The sequence below is a fragment of the Streptococcus sp. FDAARGOS_256 genome, from assembly GCF_002289235.2.
GTDB lineage: Bacteria > Bacillota > Bacilli > Lactobacillales > Streptococcaceae > Streptococcus.
In genome coordinates this window covers 825,203-843,921 of sequence record NZ_NTGM02000001.1, presented here as the reverse complement: position 1 = coordinate 843,921, position 18,719 = coordinate 825,203, and the positions used below count along the sequence as shown (strand labels likewise).

The 18,719-nt window shown below is 36.5% G+C and carries 18 protein-coding genes, 1 tRNA gene, 1 CRISPR repeat array and 1 other annotated feature; of the genes, 15 read left to right on the top strand and 4 right to left on the bottom strand.

Features of this window, described 5'->3' with window-relative positions; all coding sequences use genetic code 11:
* Positions 1 to 108 precede the first annotated feature (108 nt).
* The 12 genes from A6J84_RS04360 (at position 109) to A6J84_RS04300 (ending at position 12,616) form a co-directional block, all read left to right on the top strand.
* Positions 109 to 375, top strand: coding sequence for a chorismate mutase (locus tag A6J84_RS04360; protein ID WP_001046957.1), 267 nt, complete (start codon positions 109 to 111; stop codon positions 373 to 375).
* Entirely contained in the window at positions 372 to 746 is a 375-nt protein-coding gene (gene crcB / locus A6J84_RS04355; RefSeq protein WP_095726126.1) for a fluoride efflux transporter CrcB, read from the top strand. The genes A6J84_RS04360 and crcB (A6J84_RS04355) overlap by 4 nt, the downstream gene beginning before the upstream one ends.
* Entirely contained in the window at positions 740 to 1,069 is a 330-nt protein-coding gene (crcB, locus tag A6J84_RS04350; RefSeq protein WP_095726125.1) for a fluoride efflux transporter CrcB, read from the top strand. Before crcB (A6J84_RS04355) ends, crcB (A6J84_RS04350) begins: the two co-directional genes overlap by 7 nt.
* Before the next feature lie 118 nt (positions 1,070 to 1,187).
* Entirely contained in the window at positions 1,188 to 1,535 is a 348-nt protein-coding gene (gene rplS, locus A6J84_RS04340) for a 50S ribosomal protein L19 (protein ID WP_001068669.1), read from the top strand.
* Positions 1,536 to 1,577: 42 nt separating this feature from the next.
* Positions 1,578 to 1,649 (top strand) — tRNA-Arg (locus A6J84_RS04335).
* Between the two features lie 220 nt (positions 1,650 to 1,869).
* Positions 1,870 to 5,241: a type II CRISPR RNA-guided endonuclease Cas9 gene (cas9, locus tag A6J84_RS04330; RefSeq protein ID WP_095726124.1), complete on the top strand. Its 3,372-nt coding sequence runs from the start codon at positions 1,870 to 1,872 to the stop codon at positions 5,239 to 5,241.
* A 177-nt stretch (positions 5,242 to 5,418) separates the two neighbouring features.
* Complete coding sequence (cas1, locus tag A6J84_RS04325) at positions 5,419 to 6,327, top strand: type II CRISPR-associated endonuclease Cas1 (protein WP_070569206.1); 909 nt, start codon at positions 5,419 to 5,421, stop codon at positions 6,325 to 6,327.
* 4 nt (positions 6,328 to 6,331) lie between these two features.
* Positions 6,332 to 6,655, top strand: coding sequence for a CRISPR-associated endonuclease Cas2 (gene cas2, locus A6J84_RS04320; protein WP_001268300.1), 324 nt, complete (start codon positions 6,332 to 6,334; stop codon positions 6,653 to 6,655).
* Complete coding sequence (csn2-St, locus tag A6J84_RS04315; protein ID WP_070568886.1) at positions 6,652 to 7,695, top strand: CRISPR-associated protein Csn2-St; 1,044 nt, start codon at positions 6,652 to 6,654, stop codon at positions 7,693 to 7,695. The genes cas2 and csn2-St overlap by 4 nt, the downstream gene beginning before the upstream one ends.
* 70 nt (positions 7,696 to 7,765) lie before the next feature.
* Positions 7,766 to 11,098: direct repeats of the CRISPR family, unit length 36 nt; unit sequence GTTTTTGTACTCTCAAGATTTAAGTAACTGTACAAC.
* Between the two features lie 256 nt (positions 11,099 to 11,354).
* A complete protein-coding gene (locus tag A6J84_RS10220) occupies positions 11,355 to 11,549 on the top strand; it encodes a hypothetical protein (protein ID WP_227743434.1) in 195 nt (64 codons plus the stop codon).
* A gap of 63 nt (positions 11,550 to 11,612) precedes the next feature.
* A complete protein-coding gene (locus A6J84_RS04305; RefSeq protein WP_095726122.1) occupies positions 11,613 to 12,107 on the top strand; it encodes an Imm6 family immunity protein in 495 nt (164 codons plus the stop codon).
* Positions 12,108 to 12,139: 32 nt separating this feature from the next.
* Positions 12,140 to 12,616, top strand: a complete 477-nt coding sequence (locus A6J84_RS04300; protein WP_095726121.1) for an Imm6 family immunity protein — start codon at positions 12,140 to 12,142, stop codon at positions 12,614 to 12,616.
* Positions 12,617 to 12,716: 100 nt separating this feature from the next.
* Here the strand turns inward: A6J84_RS04300 and yidA are convergent, their stop codons facing one another.
* Positions 12,717 to 13,523, bottom strand: coding sequence for a sugar-phosphatase (yidA, locus tag A6J84_RS04295; RefSeq protein WP_095726120.1), 807 nt, complete (start codon positions 13,521 to 13,523; stop codon positions 12,717 to 12,719).
* A gap of 9 nt (positions 13,524 to 13,532) precedes the next feature.
* Positions 13,533 to 14,840 carry an HD domain-containing protein gene (locus A6J84_RS04290; protein WP_095726119.1) on the bottom strand — a complete coding sequence of 436 codons (1,308 nt, stop codon included), beginning with the start codon at positions 14,838 to 14,840 and terminating at the stop codon, positions 13,533 to 13,535.
* A gap of 71 nt (positions 14,841 to 14,911) precedes the next feature.
* On the opposite strand from A6J84_RS04290, the gene A6J84_RS04285 reads away from it, so the two are divergent.
* Positions 14,912 to 15,289, top strand: a complete 378-nt coding sequence (locus A6J84_RS04285) for a DUF1934 domain-containing protein (protein ID WP_095726118.1) — start codon at positions 14,912 to 14,914, stop codon at positions 15,287 to 15,289.
* 24 nt (positions 15,290 to 15,313) lie between these two features.
* On the opposite strand, the gene A6J84_RS04280 is transcribed toward A6J84_RS04285, so the two are convergent.
* The gene (locus A6J84_RS04280; RefSeq protein WP_095726117.1) at positions 15,314 to 16,396 is read right to left on the bottom strand and encodes a DEAD/DEAH box helicase; all 1,083 of its coding nucleotides are present in this window, start codon (positions 16,394 to 16,396) and stop codon (positions 15,314 to 15,316) included.
* Positions 16,393 to 17,370 carry a Gfo/Idh/MocA family protein gene (locus A6J84_RS04275; protein ID WP_095726116.1) on the bottom strand — a complete coding sequence of 326 codons (978 nt, stop codon included), beginning with the start codon at positions 17,368 to 17,370 and terminating at the stop codon, positions 16,393 to 16,395. The genes A6J84_RS04280 and A6J84_RS04275 overlap by 4 nt, the downstream gene beginning before the upstream one ends.
* 155 nt (positions 17,371 to 17,525) lie before the next feature.
* Here A6J84_RS04275 and A6J84_RS04270 point away from each other — a divergent pair, with 155 nt between their 5' ends.
* Together A6J84_RS04270 and rplU are read left to right on the top strand one after the other, a co-directional pair.
* Complete coding sequence (locus A6J84_RS04270; protein ID WP_095726115.1) at positions 17,526 to 18,212, top strand: YoaK family protein; 687 nt, start codon at positions 17,526 to 17,528, stop codon at positions 18,210 to 18,212.
* 64 nt (positions 18,213 to 18,276) lie between these two features.
* Positions 18,277 to 18,364 (top strand) — a sequence feature (ribosomal protein L21 leader region).
* A 34-nt stretch (positions 18,365 to 18,398) separates the two neighbouring features.
* Positions 18,399 to 18,713 carry a 50S ribosomal protein L21 gene (gene rplU, locus A6J84_RS04265; RefSeq protein WP_000109141.1) on the top strand — a complete coding sequence of 105 codons (315 nt, stop codon included), beginning with the start codon at positions 18,399 to 18,401 and terminating at the stop codon, positions 18,711 to 18,713.
* Positions 18,714 to 18,719: the final 6 nt, after the last annotated feature.

Sequence of the window (18,719 nt, the reverse complement as noted above, 5' to 3'; positions counted from 1 at the left end):
CTGCACTGGCTGGAAGAAGTCAGTGCTTTTTTTATTAGTTATTTTGGGATTTTACTAGCCTATTTAGAGGCTTTTTGATACAATAATTCAAATAAAGGAGGAGACTGTATGAACTTAGATATTATTCGGCAAGAAATTGATCAAATTGACGATCAAATTGTCAAGCTCCTAGAAGAACGGATGCAGTTGGTTGAGGGTGTAGTTGCCTATAAGAAAGCATCAGGAAAATCTATTTTAGATACTAAGAGAGAAGAAGTTATTTTTGATAAAGTCAGAAATCGAGTAGAAGATAAGCGTTATCAGGAGACTATTGTCGCGACTTTTTCAGACATTCTCAAACGTTCGCGTGATTATCAGGATCAAAACATCAAATGAAAAAAGAACAATTCTATCCGCTAGGGATTTTTTTAGCTGCTATGTCGGGTGGCCTTGTCCGCTATTTTTTATCTAGTCAGTTGCCAGTCAGTCCTGACTTTCCATGGGGAACCCTCCTTGTCAACTATCTGGGAATTTTCTGCTTGGTCTATCTGGTAAAAGGCTATCTGGTCTATAAGGGAACTAGTAAAGGCTTGGTTTTGGCGCTGGGTACAGGATTTTGTGGTGGCTTGACAACTTTTTCTAGCCTAATGCTTGATGCAGTAAAACTGCTTGATACCGGGCGTTATCTTAGCTTAGGCATCTACTTATTTTTGAGCATCGGTGGAGGCCTACTCTTAGCTTATGTTCTAGGGAGGAAGAAATGGTAGTCGTTTATCTTGCAATCGCCTGCGGGTTCGGAGCCCTAGTGCGGTATTTCTTTTCCCGATACAATCAAGCTTCTAAATTTCCCCTAGGAACTCTCGTCGCCAATCTTCTCGGTTGCTTTTTGATTGGCTTGCTCTACAATCATGTGGAGTCCAAGGAAGTCTATGCTATCCTAGCGACAGGTTTTTGTGGAGGGTTGACGACCTTTTCAACCTTGAATGACGAGCTGCAAAAACTGTTAAGTGACAAGAAGGTATTTTATAGCTATTTAGCCTCAACATACATAGGCGGTTTTCTAGCGATTTTTTTAGGAATTCTGCTATAAATTTCTTTACTTTTAGGTGGAAATTTGGTAAACTGTATCTTGTGTGTAATGGACGCACAAAAATACAGTTTATCCGCTGAGGAAGGTTCCTCAAGATTGACAAAGATAGGAGAATAAAATGAATCCATTAATCCAAAGCTTGACTGAAGGTCAACTTCGTACAGATATCCCATCATTCCGTCCTGGTGACACAGTTCGTGTACACGCGAAAGTTGTCGAAGGTAACCGTGAACGTATCCAGATTTTTGAAGGTGTTGTTATCGCACGTAAAGGTGCAGGCATCTCAGAAAACTACACAGTTCGTAAAATCTCTAACGGTGTAGGTGTTGAGCGTATCTTCCCAATCCACACTCCACGTGTTGAAAAGATCGAAGTTGTTCGTTACGGTAAAGTACGTCGTGCGAAATTGTACTACTTGCGTGCACTTCAAGGTAAGGCAGCTCGTATCAAAGAAATCCGTCGTTAATTCGACTAAAAAACTCTGCTTACCCAGCAGAGTTTTTCTCTAGCTCCCTTAGTTCAATGGATATAACAACTCCCTCCTAAGGAGTAGTTGCAGGTTCGATTCCTGCAGGGGGCATATAAACTATTGATCTTTATGCAGAAATCACCTAACCCAAATGGAAGACAAAAAAGCGTGAGACCACGCTTTTTTGTTTTTCATGAATGATGGAGCTGGGAGAATTTTTATATAATTATATAATAGTAAAAGATTTTAAGTAATTGCTTATAATGATTTGATTTTTTAGGAAGTAAAGAGTAAAATTTAATTAATATGATAATTAGTTAGGAGTTTAATCATGAATGGTTTAGTTTTGGGTTTGGATATTGGTATTGCATCAGTAGGTGTAGGTATTCTAAACAAAGATACTGGTGAGATTATCCATACGAATTCTCGTCTTTTTCCTGCTGCAACTGCTGATAATAATGTTGAAAGAAGAAACAGTAGACAGGCTAGACGATTAAATCGCAGAAAAAAACACCGTGGTGTTCGACTTAAGGATCTATTTGAAGATTATGATTTACTAACTGATTTTTCCAAGGTGTCCATTAATTTAAATCCTTATCGGCTTCGTGTACAAGGATTGGATAATCCGTTAACAACCGAAGAGTTGTTTATTGCATTAAAGAATATAGTTAAGAGACGTGGGATTAGCTATTTAGATGATGCTACTGAGGATGGTGGTGCAGTATCGTCTGATTATGGTAAGGCAGTTGAGGAAAATAGAAAATTACTCGCTGAACAAACACCTGGTCAAATCCAACTAGAACGTTTCGAAAAATATGGTCAAGTAAGAGGAGATTTCACTGTTGTAGAAAATGGTGAGAAACGGCGATTGATCAATGTTTTTTCAACATCTGCTTATAGAAAAGAAGCTGAAAGAATTCTTAGAAAACAGCAAGAATTTAATAACCAGATCACGGATGAGTTTATAGAGAATTATCTAAAAATCCTTACAGAGAAAAGAAAATACTATCATGGACCAGGTAATGAAAAATCTCGGACGGATTATGGACGTTTCAGAACAGACGGTACGACATTAGATAATATTTTTGGTATTTTAATTGGTAAATGTACATTTTATCCTAATGAGTACAGAGCTTCAAAAGCTTCCTATACTGCTCAAGAGTTTAATTTGTTAAATGATTTAAATAATTTAACAGTTCCTACAGAAACCAAGAAACTGAGTGAGGAACAAAAGAAAACAATCGTTGAATATGTTAAATCGGCGAAAACATTAGGGGCTTCAACCTTATTGAAATACATTGCTAAAATGCTTGATGCTTCAGTAGATCAGATACGTGGTTATCGAGTTGATGTAAACAATAAACCTGAAATGCATACTTTTGAAGTCTATCGAAAAATGCAATCACTAGAAACAATTTCAGTTGGAGAATTGTCTAGAGAAGTTCTAGATGAACTTGCTCATATTTTAACTCTAAATACTGAACGAGAAGGTATAGAAGAAGCGATTAACACAAAATTAAAGGATTCTTTTAGTCAAGACCAAGTACTTGAATTGGTTCAATTTAGAAAAAATAATAGCAGTCTATTTAGTAAGGGATGGCATAATTTTTCTCTTAAACTCATGATAGAATTGATACCAGAACTCTATGAAACTTCAGAAGAGCAGATGACAATTCTAACACGATTGGGGAAACAAAAATCTAAAGAAACATCAAAAAGAAGCAAGTATATTGATGAAAAAGAATTAACAGAAGAAATTTATAACCCTGTAGTAGCAAAATCTGTCAGACAGGCCATAAAGATAATCAACGAAGCAACTAAAAAATATGGTATCTTTGATAATATCGTTATCGAAATGGCGCGAGAAAATAACGAAGAAGATGCTAAGAAAGATTATATAAAACGTCAAAAAGCAAACCAAGATGAGAAAAATACTGCTATGGAAAAGGCTGCATTCCAATACAATGGGAAAAAAGAGTTACCAGATAGTATCTTTCAAGGGCATAAGGAATTGGCTACTAAGATTCGTTTATGGCACCAGCAGGGAGAGAAGTGTCTCTATACTGGGAAGAATATTCCAATTTCAGATTTAATTCACAATCAGTACAAGTACGAAATTGACCATATTTTACCTCTTTCTTTATCGTTTGATGATAGTCTATCTAATAAAGTATTGGTCCTAGCTACAGCAAACCAGGAGAAGGGACAGCGAACACCGTTTCAGGCTTTAGATAGTATGGATGATGGTTGGTCCTACCGTGAGTTTAAATCTTATGTAAAAGAGTCTAAATTATTAGGTAATAAAAAGAAAGAGTACCTTTTAACGGAAGAAGATATTAGTAAAATTGAAGTGAAGCAGAAATTTATCGAACGGAATTTAGTTGACACTCGATATTCTTCTCGAGTTGTTTTAAATGCTCTACAAGATTTTTATAAAGCGCATAAATTCGATACAACTATTTCGGTGGTACGTGGACAATTTACCTCTCAGCTAAGAAGAAAGTGGGGACTTGAAAAAACTCGTGATACTTACCACCATCATGCTGTGGATGCCTTAATTATTGCTGCTTCAAGTCAATTAAGTTTATGGAAAAAACAAGCTAATCCCCTAATTTCTTATAAAGAGGATCAAATTGTTGATTCAGAGACTGGAGAAATTATTTCATTAACGGATGATAAATACAAAGAATTAGTATTTAAAGCACCTTACGCTCATTTTGTTGATACATTAAGTAGCAAGAAATTTGAAGATAGCATCCTATTTTCTTATCAAGTGGATTCAAAATATAATAGAAAAATTTCAGATGCAACTATTTATGCAACAAGAAAAGCGAAATTGGATAAAGATAAATCTGAAGAAACTTATGTTTTAGGTAAGATTAAAGATATATATAGCCAAACTGGATATGATGCTTTCATTAAAATTTACAATAAAGACAAGAGTAAATTCTTAATGTATCACAAAGATCCTCAGACGTTTGAAAAGGTAATTGAAGAGATTCTAAGAACCTATCCTTCAAAAGAATTTAATGAGAAGAATAAAGAAATTCCTTGTAATCCATTTGAGAAATACAAACAAGAAAATGGGCCTATTCGCAAGTACAGTAAAAAAGGTAATGGTCCAGAAATTAAAAGTCTGAAATACTACGATAAAAATATTCCTGAATCATTTATTAACATAACTCCTTCTAATAGTAAAAATAAAGTAATCCTACGTCAATTAAATCCTTGGAGAACAGATTTCTATTTTAATCATCAGACGGAGAAGTATGAGTTACTTGGATTAAAATATGCAGATTTACAATTTGAAAAGAAGACTGGGACTTATTCTATAACTATTGATAAATATAATGAAATTAAAGAAAAAGAAGGAGTGGGCGAACAGTCAGAATTCAAATTTACCTTATATAAAAATGACTTACTTTTGATTAAGGACACCAAAAATAATGAAGAACAGATTTTTAGATTCTTATCTAGAACAATGCCAAATGTGAAACATTATGTAGAACTAAAACCTTATGATAAAGCCAAATTTGATGGTAACCAGCCATTGATAACAATCTTTGGAAATGTTGCAAGAGGAGGACAGTGTTTGAAAGGATTAAATAAATCAAATATCTCCATTTTTAAAGTTGAAACAGATGTTTTAGGTAATAAACATTTCATCAAAAAAGAGGGTGACGAACCAAAACTCAAATTTTAAAAATATTTTAAAAAAGAGTTGCAAACGCTTGTACAATGTATTATAATAGTAACTGTAAGGGACGCCTTGCACAGTTACTTAAATCTTGCAGAAGCTACAAAGATAAGGCTTCATGCCGAATTCAACACCCTGTCATTTATGGCGGGGTGTTTTCGTTTTGTGAAAGAGGATAAGAGAATGACTTGGAGAATTGTGCATGTCTGTCAGAGTGAAAAAATGAAATTAAAGTTAGATAACCTTTTAATTAAGAAAATGGGTCAAGACTATGCTATCCCACTGAGTGATATTTCGATAATTGTAGCAGAAGGAGGGGAGACTGTTGTAACTTTAAGGTTATTAAGTGCTTTAAGTAAGCATAATATTGCCTTAATTGTTTGTGATAATGAACACATGCCTACTGGAATTTATCATTCTCAAAATGGTCATTTTAGAGCCTATAAAAAATTACAGGAGCAATTATTGTGGACGCAGGAACAGAAAGACAAATTATGGCAGATAGTTACTTATTTCAAAATAAACAATCAGCAAGATGTTCTTGCAATGTTTGAGAAAAATATTGATTGTATTCGATTATTAGCAGACTATAAAGATCATATTGAATTTGGAGATAAAACCAATCGTGAAGGTCATGCTGCAAAAGTCTATTTTAATGAATTGTTTGGTAAGAAATTTGTGCGCCTTACACAGCAGGAAACGGATGTCATCAATGCTGGTCTAAATTATGGTTATGCTATCATGAGAGCTCAGATGGCACGCATTATTTCTGGGTATGGGTTAAATCCCTTAATAGGAATTTTCCATAAGAATGAATATAATCAATTTAACTTGGTTGATGACTTAATGGAACCTTTTCGGCAGATTGTAGATGTTTGGGTCTATCAAAATTTACGGGATGAAGAATATTTGAAGTACGAGTTTCGCTTGGCGCTAACAGATACACTAAATGCAAGAATTCGTTACGGTAAAGAAACTTGTTCTGTAACAGTAGCAATGGATAAGTATGTCAAAGGTTTTCTAAAATGTATCTCTGATAAAGATACTAGTAAATTTTGCTGTCCGGTGGTTTCGAGTGTAGAATGGAGTTAAAGAAATGAGGTATGAAGCATTGAGGTTATTGTGTTTTTTTGATTTGCCAATGGAAACCAATCAAGAAAAGAGAGTTTATCGTAACTTTCGAAAAGACTTAATTGCTAATGGTTTTGAAATGTTGCAATTTTCGGTTTATTATAGAACCTGTCCTAACCGAAGTTTTGCTAGTAAATTCTATAAAAAATTAAGTCAGAGTAATTTACCAAGTGGGAATGTCCGTTTGCTTGCAGTAACAGAGAAACAATTCTCTGAAATGGTTTTGATTATAGGTGGGAAAACAAAGCAAGAAGAAGTAGTCAGTGATAATAAGTTGGTAGTTATATGAAAATGAATATTAGTCATCCATACAAGGATAATATTTTATTAAGTTTTGGTCAATTTACTCAAATTGTAGGTCAAGATCAGCAATTAAAATACTATATTTGGCAGATACTATTATGGTATTTTGGAGGAAAAAAATATAGTGAGGAAGATTTAGTTCTATTTGTACAAAATGAGCCTAAAATACTGATAGACGATACAATGGTTTCCCGGTCAGAATTCAGTATTATTCAAGTGTCCAGTATCAATGATTTAATTGAACAAATGGAATATAAAAAAGGAACAGTTGCCTATGATTATATAAAGAAAAAGATTAATTCTATAGAGATAATGGAGCAAATTGAAAATATCAATGACAATCTAGATAGGATTTCACTTTTATTGAATCAGAAGTTGAATCTTCAAATCGATGATATTATCTATCATACTGAAGCAAAATATTTTAATACGGATCAATTAATTCAAAAAAATTTTTTACCATACTTTGGAAAAAATGATAAAAATATATCCTTTGAATTTGTAGACAATAAGACAAAGTTTTTATTATTTCTTTCAATGTTGGAAGTTATTGCGACGAACAGTTCTGAAAAGTTCTTGCTTGTCTTACGAAATTTGGATGATTTTTTATCCTATAATGATTTTGTTGAATGTTGCGAGAAAATGGAGTTTCTTACTAATCATAGTAACTTACTCTATATAGTCTCATTTCCTTCAAATGAGGGTTATCTTCATGTAACTAAAGAAGTACTAGAGGAAATCAATATCGTTTCCGATTATGTAGATCATTTTTATTCCTTAGAATTTATGTATGAACGATTTATTAATCAATATCCAATAAATCAAATACCTGATGAACAAGACTTTTTAACTTCTTTAAGAAAGGTTGGCCCCTATTTATTTAGTTCTGATATTCTTCATATGAGTTTATCTATAGAAGATCAAGTAGCATTAAAGATTTTAAACAAATTGTATCAGTATGAAATGAAAACAAAATTCCGTATTGAAGCGGTCAATCCAATGTTATTGAAATATTTGAAAGAATAGTATTGACGAGTGAGATTTAAGGCTTTATAATGTTTTTGAGGGAACAAAAATCAAAATTGACGAATTTGAGGTTTTTGTACTCTCAAGATTTAAGTAACTGTACAACAACCTACTGCAGGTCCAAAGGTTTCAAAACGTTTTTGTACTCTCAAGATTTAAGTAACTGTACAACACTTGGACTGATCGATCCTAATCAAAGCTAGTTTTTGTACTCTCAAGATTTAAGTAACTGTACAACCTTTGCCTTGCGAGGAAAAGAGCTCAACGAGTTTTTGTACTCTCAAGATTTAAGTAACTGTACAACTATGATTTATGGTTAATAGACGGGTATTTAGTTTTTGTACTCTCAAGATTTAAGTAACTGTACAACTTTTGAAGAGTTAGAAACATACCAACATTAGTTTTTGTACTCTCAAGATTTAAGTAACTGTACAACTATTTGTTGATGAATGTAACAATTTTTTGAGTTTTTGTACTCTCAAGATTTAAGTAACTGTACAACGGGTCTACGGTATAGGTGAATTGAGGCATTGTTTTTGTACTCTCAAGATTTAAGTAACTGTACAACAGCTGAGATGATTAATCTTTGGGAACGTCCGTTTTTGTACTCTCAAGATTTAAGTAACTGTACAACAGTAAGTTACAACTAAAAAAACAACTAAGAGTTTTTGTACTCTCAAGATTTAAGTAACTGTACAACTAGAATATGCGTCAGAATTGGACGAATGGCGTTTTTGTACTCTCAAGATTTAAGTAACTGTACAACCTATATTCAAAAATCTATTTTTAGGATTTTGTTTTTGTACTCTCAAGATTTAAGTAACTGTACAACATTTGAGCGGGATTGTTGCCATATTTAATAGTTTTTGTACTCTCAAGATTTAAGTAACTGTACAACGAAACGTGGCGACACTAACAAAAATCGCTGGTTTTTGTACTCTCAAGATTTAAGTAACTGTACAACTTCTCAATAATGATATAGAATGTACTTATTGTTTTTGTACTCTCAAGATTTAAGTAACTGTACAACTCTCTTTGTAGTCCACGCCTTCCCAGTTATGTTTTTGTACTCTCAAGATTTAAGTAACTGTACAACAGTGACTTAATACCATCTATAAAAGCTTTAAGTTTTTGTACTCTCAAGATTTAAGTAACTGTACAACGTCTTGCCTGAACGAATTGAACCATCTGCTAGTTTTTGTACTCTCAAGATTTAAGTAACTGTACAACCTAAACACAACTTTTAAAAACTATATTTAGTTTTTGTACTCTCAAGATTTAAGTAACTGTACAACAAATCTACATGACTGAAAGCGGACAAACTAGTTTTTGTACTCTCAAGATTTAAGTAACTGTACAACCGCTTCTACATGGATGCATTCTTGATCAAGTTTTTGTACTCTCAAGATTTAAGTAACTGTACAACTTCCAATAGGAAAGTAAAATACGATGAGGTTTTTGTACTCTCAAGATTTAAGTAACTGTACAACCCTACGAGGTAGAGGAAGAGAAGCGGTACTGTTTTTGTACTCTCAAGATTTAAGTAACTGTACAACATTCAGCAAAGTAGCTCAAGAACTCCAAAAGTTTTTGTACTCTCAAGATTTAAGTAACTGTACAACGTTTAATGTTACTCAGGTTACGTTTAATCTGTTTTTGTACTCTCAAGATTTAAGTAACTGTACAACCGATGAAGACGCTTATAAAATCATATCAGAGTTTTTGTACTCTCAAGATTTAAGTAACTGTACAACGGTCATTTTCAGATTGTCCACTATTCGTGCGTTTTTGTACTCTCAAGATTTAAGTAACTGTACAACTGACGTTGACAAACTCTCACGCGGTCTTTAGTTTTTGTACTCTCAAGATTTAAGTAACTGTACAACCTTGAACGCAGACTATGGTCAAACGTGGAGTTTTTGTACTCTCAAGATTTAAGTAACTGTACAACACTTGAAACGAAGATTAGTCCAGTCTTTTTGTTTTTGTACTCTCAAGATTTAAGTAACTGTACAACCAATGAAGATTTATTAGAGGACTTGATCTAGTTTTTGTACTCTCAAGATTTAAGTAACTGTACAACACGGGCGCCTAGTGGTAAAATCTCAGGTAGGTTTTTGTACTCTCAAGATTTAAGTAACTGTACAACAAAGGTTTATTATGATAGCATGAACTTCTGGTTTTTGTACTCTCAAGATTTAAGTAACTGTACAACCAATAACCTCTTGGTCCTCTATCTTGCATTGTTTTTGTACTCTCAAGATTTAAGTAACTGTACAACTCGTGTGATTGAAGATTTTAAAATTCGCTAGTTTTTGTACTCTCAAGATTTAAGTAACTGTACAACCATCTACATCGAACTGCTCACCGTACATTTGTTTTTGTACTCTCAAGATTTAAGTAACTGTACAACCTGTTAAGAAAGTTCCGTCACAATAGAAACTGTTTTTGTACTCTCAAGATTTAAGTAACTGTACAACGATGGAAGAAGTTATTATGGCTACGTTGCCGTTTTTGTACTCTCAAGATTTAAGTAACTGTACAACAATTTCTGCGCCTTGATTATCAGCCTTATGTTTTTGTACTCTCAAGATTTAAGTAACTGTACAACGATCATTCCAATTAAAGTATTAACTGGTCCGTTTTTGTACTCTCAAGATTTAAGTAACTGTACAACGCTCGTCACCGACTGCGTCTTCTTTGTCTGGTTTTTGTACTCTCAAGATTTAAGTAACTGTACAACAAGGTTCTGTTTACAGTTTTATCATTCCTGGTTTTTGTACTCTCAAGATTTAAGTAACTGTACAACTTCTGCAAATGTTTCATCAATATGATTTACGTTTTTGTACTCTCAAGATTTAAGTAACTGTACAACAGCATTGACTTATTGACTACACCTTCGACAGTTTTTGTACTCTCAAGATTTAAGTAACTGTACAACTCATCCATGATATGTTCACAATTTGGATGCGTTTTTGTACTCTCAAGATTTAAGTAACTGTACAACCCTGTGCTTTTTGTTTTGCCAAAAAGTATAGTTTTTGTACTCTCAAGATTTAAGTAACTGTACAACAAAATTCCTCGAAGGGTTCAAAGCTATTATGTTTTTGTACTCTCAAGATTTAAGTAACTGTACAACACCGAGGTTACACCCTCCAAGCATTTCCGAGTTTTTGTACTCTCAAGATTTAAGTAACTGTACAACTATGAAAAGAGAGGTCTCTATGATTTGGAAGTTTTTGTACTCTCAAGATTTAAGTAACTGTACAACTTTTTTAGATGTTTGTCTAAAATGAAAGCAGTTTTTGTACTCTCAAGATTTAAGTAACTGTACAACATAAATCGGGCGTGCACATTTATGGTACATGTTTTTGTACTCTCAAGATTTAAGTAACTGTACAACAGGCTAAATTGGATCCAGGATTAGCAATTGGAGCGAAAACGCTCTCTCTTATTTCTTACAGATTAGCTCCCCAGTATGATATAATGTCATTTAGAAGAAACCAGAGAATATAGGAGTCGAAACGATGCTAGCTATTTGTATCGATTCTATATGTGACAAGACAGGAACCTATAAGTTGTTAAGAAATTATTCATCCTTACCTTTCTCTTTAATCCAATCCAGAATCAAAGATCATGACACGGTGATAGAAGTAGACATGTTAGATTTGGATGAATTGAAAAAGGTTAGAGAACTCATCCGTGAGTTGAGTGCTATTGGGACCAAGGTTACGATGAGGGATTCGACTGGTATTATCACCTTAGAATTTTTAAATAATATTATTTCTACCTTCGAAGAGATTGCGGCTGAAAGAGAAGAATTAGATGCTCTGATGTTTGAGGAGGAAGAGTGATTGTCACCTTTTCCAGTGAATCATACATTCCCAAGATAATTTTTAGTAATAAAAGGAAAATCAATGAAAGATAATAAAAATTTGTTGCTCTTTCTACAGGAGTTGATATACGGTCTTGTAGATTTTATCAGTGAGAAAGAATATAAGGAATTTGTCTTTGACTCCTTAAAACTTTCAAAACAGGAGCTTGATAAAGAGAGTGGGTTTTGTCCAGATGATTTATACAATCGATTGGAAAATATGGACGAGCTGGATATCTTGACATTTCAGGAGCTGGATAAGAAAACCAATCCACTAGTATGGAACTGTATCGCTAATTTCTATGTCCTAGTTTGTCACTATTCATATATTACTTCGGAAGAAATATACCTACCACAAACGATTGAAAGTGTCGACGAGAACATACTTGAGGTTCTTTCCTTAAGTTACAAACAAATCCTAGCTGAAAATAGGGAACTTATTTCACAAATAACTGGGCCAGAAATAGAAGGATACTTAAAGGATGAGCTCGTTAAAAACTACTTTGGACCACTATTTTTATCTGATGAGAACGAATAGGCCATTCGTTCAAGTATAGATCAGGAGAGGATATGCTTACTAGTTATTTTATGTTGATTTTTGCTGAGGCAATTGCGAATCGTATGGAAACAGAATATACTTCACCTATTCGAACCGCCTTGGATGCATGTTGGAGTTTTTTGGAGAATAGAGATAAAAGGGGAGAGGAACTTTATCGCCTTTTAGATGATGGGACAGACTTCAGTGGAATATTTATCTACATGCAATTAGATGAAAATGAAGCGAATGGTCTCTTGTGGGACAACATTAGTTATGTAATAGGTGTGACTGCTAAAGAAGCTTTTGAGTTTGAAAATAAGAAAGAGCTTCCTTCTCCCTTAGAGAACATTGAACCAGAACTACTTGATGTCTTTATTGATAATTTAAAAGAAATCAGCATGGATCTTTATCATCACGTCGAAACAGTAAAAATTTTCATCAATAGAAATCCATACCCATCAAGAGAATCCGCCCTAAAAGAACTAGATAGACTGGGATTATTTAGATGATTTGATTAGAAGGTTTGGCGAAAAATCAAAAAGAACACCCCAGAAGTTAGAGTCTCATCTCTACTTTTGGGGTGTCGTTTATTTTCTATCCTTAAGCATTTTACAGTACCCACGTACGGATAGCATGGGCGACGCCGGATTCGTCGTTTGTTTTGGTGATGTATTTGGCGATTTTTTTGAGTTCTGGATTTCCATTTTCCATGACAACGGGGTTGCCAACGACTTCCAGCATGGCGCGGTCATTCTCTTCGTCACCGATCGCCATGGTTTCATCTTTGGTCAATCCGAGTTTTTCAGCTAGATGGGTAATAGCTGAACCCTTGTCTATATTCTTTTTAAGGAGTTCGAGGTAGAAAGGAGCAGATTTGTTGATGGAGTAGCGCTCGTAAAATTCTGCTGGTATCTTTTCAATCGCAGCATCGAGAATTTCCGGTTCATCGATAAACATACACTTGACGATTTCCTTGTCAGCCATTTCTTCAGGGGTGCGGTAGAAGATGGGCATGCTGACGAGGGTTGATTCGTGCACCGTGTACTTTCCGATATTGCGATTGGCAGTATAGATACCGTCCTTGGTAATAGCGTGCATGTGGACACCGAGCTTGCGACTGAGAAATTCCATATCCAGATAATCCTCATAGGTCAAGGATTCGCTGATAATCTCATGGGCAGTAGCAGTTTCTTGAACAAGGGCACCATTGAAGGTTACGACATAGTCACCTTCGTCTCTCAATTGTAAGTCGTCCAGAAGTTTGGCAACACCTGCAATAGGGCGACCGGTTGCAATCACGACCTTGACGCCAGCTTGTTTGGCATCTTGGATGGCGGAAAAGACTTCAGGAGTGATTTCCTTTTGACTGTTGACTAGGGTACCGTCGATATCGACGGCGATTAGTTTAATACTCATAAATTTCCTCTATTCGTTCTTATTTGGGGTAAAATGATCGTTCTCAATCAAGTGTAAAAATTGCTGGGTGATACTTGCGAAGATGCTGTTTTGATCCAACATTTCTTTCGGAAAATAGAAACGATTGTCACCGTGGCGGCTGCCAGCAAGGGATTGGACGATAGGGGACAGGCTAGAGAGTTCTGCCAGTTCTCCATTTTTTTGTAGAATTTCAATCTGAGTCCGTGGATTTTCAGATTCGGGACGATAGATATCATAAGGGAGGTCAAAATTCTTATGAATGGCTGTATAGTAGTCGGGATCAAAACCGATTTCTTCAACCAGTTGTCTCATGGTTGCGAGTTGGTCTTGATCTTCTTGAGAAAAAGTAATGGATTTAAAGACCTTGCGGTTGACAAAGCGTTGCGACAAGTCTGCTAGTATCTTGTCAGGACTGGTCATCCAGAGTTGGAAGTAGGTATTCATCACGCCATCATCCAGAGCTAGATAGTCAGATAGAGTAACTTTCTTTTCAAAAAAAGGTATCAAATGAGGAGAAGTTCGTGTAAAGAAATCCTTATCCTCAGGATAGAGTTCCTTGGCGCGTTTGAGAAGATTCTGTAGGAGAACTTCCATGGCCCGTGTTGCTGGGTGGAAATAAACCTGCATATACATCTGGTAGCGACTGAGGACATAGTCCTCGATGGCATGCATGCCGTTGCGCTGAAAAGCGATGCCATTTTCGACAGGACGGATGACTCGGAGAATGCGAGTCAGGTCAAATTCTCCATAGGAAGCTCCTGTAAAATAGGAGTCGCGCAAGAGATAGTCCATACGGTCCGCATCAATCTGACTGGAAATTAGCTGTACGACTTGCTTGTTAGGATAGGTATGGTCGATGACACTGGCTACCTTCTCCGGGAAATCGGGTGCTACTTGTAGCAGAACTTGGTGAATCTCTGTCTCAGGACTTTGGATGATTTCCTGGGTAATGGCTTCATGATCTGTATCAAAGAGATTTTCAAAAGTATGAGAGTAGGCACCATGCCCGAGGTCATGAAGGAGCGCAGCGGTCATAGTCAAGAGAGACTCAGCAGGATCCCATTCTTTAGGATATTTTTCTTCAAAAATCTCCGTGATACGTCGAGCAATCTCATAGACTCCCAAACAGTGGGAAAAGCGACTGTGCTCACCACCATGGAAGGTATAACTGGAAGTCCCTAGCTGTTTGATACGGCGAAGACGTTGAAATTCTTTTGTATTGATCAAGTCATAGATGACCTGATTGTTTACATGGATGTAGTTGTGAACTGGGTCACGGAATACTTTTTCGTTCATATGACCATTATAGCAAAATCCTGCTCTTTTTGGTAAAATAGTAGGACAAGAGACAAGAAAGAGGATTTGATGTGAAGATTCGGATGCGAAATAGGATTCAGTTTGATGAACAATTGGAAGTCATTGACCAACTTTATGACGTGGAAGTGCATGAAAAAGGGGATTTTAGCTATCTGCTTTTTTATAATGAGAAAAAAGAAAAAGTAGTTATTAAATTCCATGGTCAAGAACTGGTGATGACCCGTTTCTCCAATCCGAAGACCATTATGCGTTTTCTCAGGGATAGTGATAGTTTAGCCTATATTCCGACTCCAATGGGGATGCAGGAATTTATCATTCAAACGAATCGTTATCAACTGGATGGGCAAAAGATTGAACTCGCCTATCAACTGCAAAACCAAGAGGGACACCCCTTTGCCAGCTATCAATTAGAAATTACTTGGGGATAAGAAAAAGGTTGGCGAATGCCAACCTTATTTGATATAGAGTTCTTGATTTTTTAGGACAATTTCACGAACACTTGCGAATTTCTTGAGTTTTTTCAGTTCTTCAGGATGGGTTACGAGAGTGATAACATAGCCCTCTTTGCCCATGCGACCTGTACGGCCAGCACGGTGGGTATAGGTTTCCATATCTCTAGGGACGTCGAAGTTTACGACACATTCTAGACTATCGATATCAATTCCACGAGCCAGAAGGTCAGTTGCAAGGAGCAGGGTTAGCCGCTTGTCCTTAAACTTTTCTAAGATGACTTTTCGAAATTTCACATTGACATCACTAGCGAGGGAAACGGCCAAGATATCCCGATACTGTAGTTTTTCCTCTGCACTTCCAAGGTCTGACAAGCTGTTAAAGAAGACCAGTCCGCGGAAATCCTCTACATGAGCCAGTTTTCGCAGCATATCTACTCGGTGACGTTGGTCTACCTGCATGTAGAAATGTTGAATGTTGTCTAACTTTTGATCAGAGAGATCAATAGTGCGCGTGTTTGGTGCAATCTTTTCTTGGTCAAACTTGGTCGTCGCACTCATGTAGATGAGTTGGTGGTCACGAGGTGCGTAATGAGTGATTTTCTCGACAAAGTGAATTTGAGAATCATCGAGCAATTGGTCAAATTCATCCAGGATGATGGTTTCCACATTCATCATCTTGATTTTTTTCAATTTAATCAACTCAAAGATACGGCCAGGTGTTCCAATCAGAATTTCTGGTCCTTTTTTAAGACGTTCAATCTGGCGTTTCTGACTCGAACCTGATAAGAAGAGCTGAGCAGTTAAGCCGATAGCCTCTGCCCACGTTTTACACACGTCAAAAATCTGTCCAGCTAGTTCTGTATTTGGTGCTAGGATCAAGAGTTGTTGGGCTTTTTTCTTTTGTAGTCTGAGAAGACTTGGCAGGAGGTAAGCTAGGGTCTTACCAGTTCCTGTTGGGCTCACTCCTAGGAGGTTTTCTCCAGCGAGGATGGGTTCAAATAGTTGAATTTGAATGGGGGTAAATTCCTGGAAACCGAGCTGGTCGCTCAGTTCTTGCCATTCAGTCGGTAGTTTGGTTTTCATTTTTCTGCCTCAAATCTAATGCCAGCAGTCTGGCGCATGGTATAGAGTAAATCATGAACAGAGCCTGCATCATCCAGCCAGTTCTGGTAAAGTGTCTGGTCTGGTTGCTGGATCATCTGAGCAAACGCAGCAACTTCCTCAGTCATCGTATGAGGAGCATGTTGGATAGGGAGTTGAACTTGATTTCCTTGGTGGTCGCTAAAAATAGCTAAGCGGACATGCTCAATCGTGTTGAGGGTCAAGGTTCCATCTGCTGTGTAAATCTCACAAGGAAGATTGGAAGTGATGTTTTTCCCAGCCTTGATATGAACTTGAAAGTTAGGGTAGAAGAGGATACCATCTCCATTTAGGTCAATACTATTGTCAAGCTGTTGAGCCTGATAGGTCGCGTCCTGAGCTTTTCCAAAGAGGCGAACGGCAGCATAGAGAGGATAAATCCCTAGGTCCATAAGGGCTCCACCAGCAAAACGATCTGAAAAGACATTTGGCGTCTGTCCAGCTAACAAGTCAGGCATCTTGGAAGAATACTTGGCATAGTTGAAATCTGCTCCCAACACTTGCTTGTCTGCTAAAAAGTTTTTGATAGTGGCAAAGGCTTCCTCGTGGTAATTTCGAGCTGCCTCAAAGATAAAACAGTGATTTTTCTCAGCTGTCTGTCTCAAATTCAGCCATTCTTGTGGCTGAGTGACAGCTGGCTTTTCAAGAATGACGTGCTTACCAGCAGACAAGGCAGCCTTGGCTTGAACAAAATGCAAGGAGTTTGGACTGGCGATATAGACCACATCAAAGGAAGACTTAAAGAAGTCTTCTAATTGAACAAAGAGTTGGATATTTTCATAGCGAGAAGCAAAGGTTGCGGCAGTTTCTCGTTTTCTAGAATAGACTGCAACCAGCTGGTATTCTCCGCTAGCATGGGCTGCTTCTATGAAATGATGGCTGATAGCCCCTGTTCCGATGATACCTAATTTAAGCATAAATACTCCTTTTCCGACTTCAAATCCTTCCTTCATTATAACATAGAAAAGAAGGACTATCCAACAGATGGTAAAAATTTTCAAATGGGCTACGCATTTCTTGGAGAAAGTGGTACAATATTTAGATAAGTAGATGAAATGAGAAGGGGGAGAAGATGAGATTATTACCAATAAGAAAAATATCACGTCAGTCTAAGCGACTAGCGCTTTTTTTGACTTTTTGTGCAGGGTACGTCGATGCCTATACTTTTATCGTTCGAGGGAATACCCTTGTCGCTGGACAGACTGGGAATGTCGTTTTTCTTTCTGTAGGACTCATTCAACAAAATGTATCGGATGCTAGTGCTAAAGTAATGACCTTGCTTTTCTTTATGATGGGTGTTTTTTTTCTGACATTGTATAAGGAAAAACTACGAATTGTTAAAAAGCCGATTTTGTCCTTGATTCCTCTTGCAGTCCTGTCCCTAATTATAGGCTTTGTGCCGCAAACGGTTGATAATATCTATCTCGTACCGCCCTTGGCCTTTTGTATGGGTCTGGTGACAACTGCTTTTGGAGAAGTGTCAGGTATTGCCTATAATAATGCTTTTATGACAGGGAATATTAAACGTACCATGTTGGCTTTTGGAGATTATTTCCGGACCAAGCATACGCCTTTCCTACGAGAGGGCTTGATTTTTGTTAGCTTGCTTAGCAGTTTTGTCTTTGGAGTTGTTTTTTCAGCTTATTTGACGATTTATTATCAGGAGAAGACAATTCTAGGTGTTCCTCTTATGATGAGTATCTTTTACTTCAGTATGCTTTTTGCTTTTTGGAGAAAAAAAGGGAAAGAAAAAGCTTAAATTTGATTGATTTCGCTTGTAAGAAAAAAGAAGATATGCTATACTTGAAGAGTTGACTATGCACAGTCCTGTGCAACCGCACGAACATCGTTGCTCACATAGTGAGTATAAAGTGGTTCGTCCCACGATGCTAGGCGAGTCTTCACAAAAATACGGGGAAACCCTAAAAATCATAGGAGGTGCATAATGAGCACATACGCAATTATCAAAACTGGCGGAAAACAAGTTAAAGTTGAAGTTGGACAAGCAGTTTACGTTGAAAAATTGAACGTTGAAGCTGGTCAAGAAGTTACTTTTAACGAAGTTGTTCTTGTTGGTGGTGAAAACACTGTTGTCGGAACTCCACTTGTTGCTGGAGCTACTGTAGTTGGAACTGTTGAAAAACAAGGAAAACAAAAGAAAGTTGTTACTTACAAGTACAAACCTAAAAAAGGTAGCCACCGTAAACAAGGTCACCGTCAACCATATACAAAAGTTGTCATCAACGCGATCAACGCTTAATTTTAA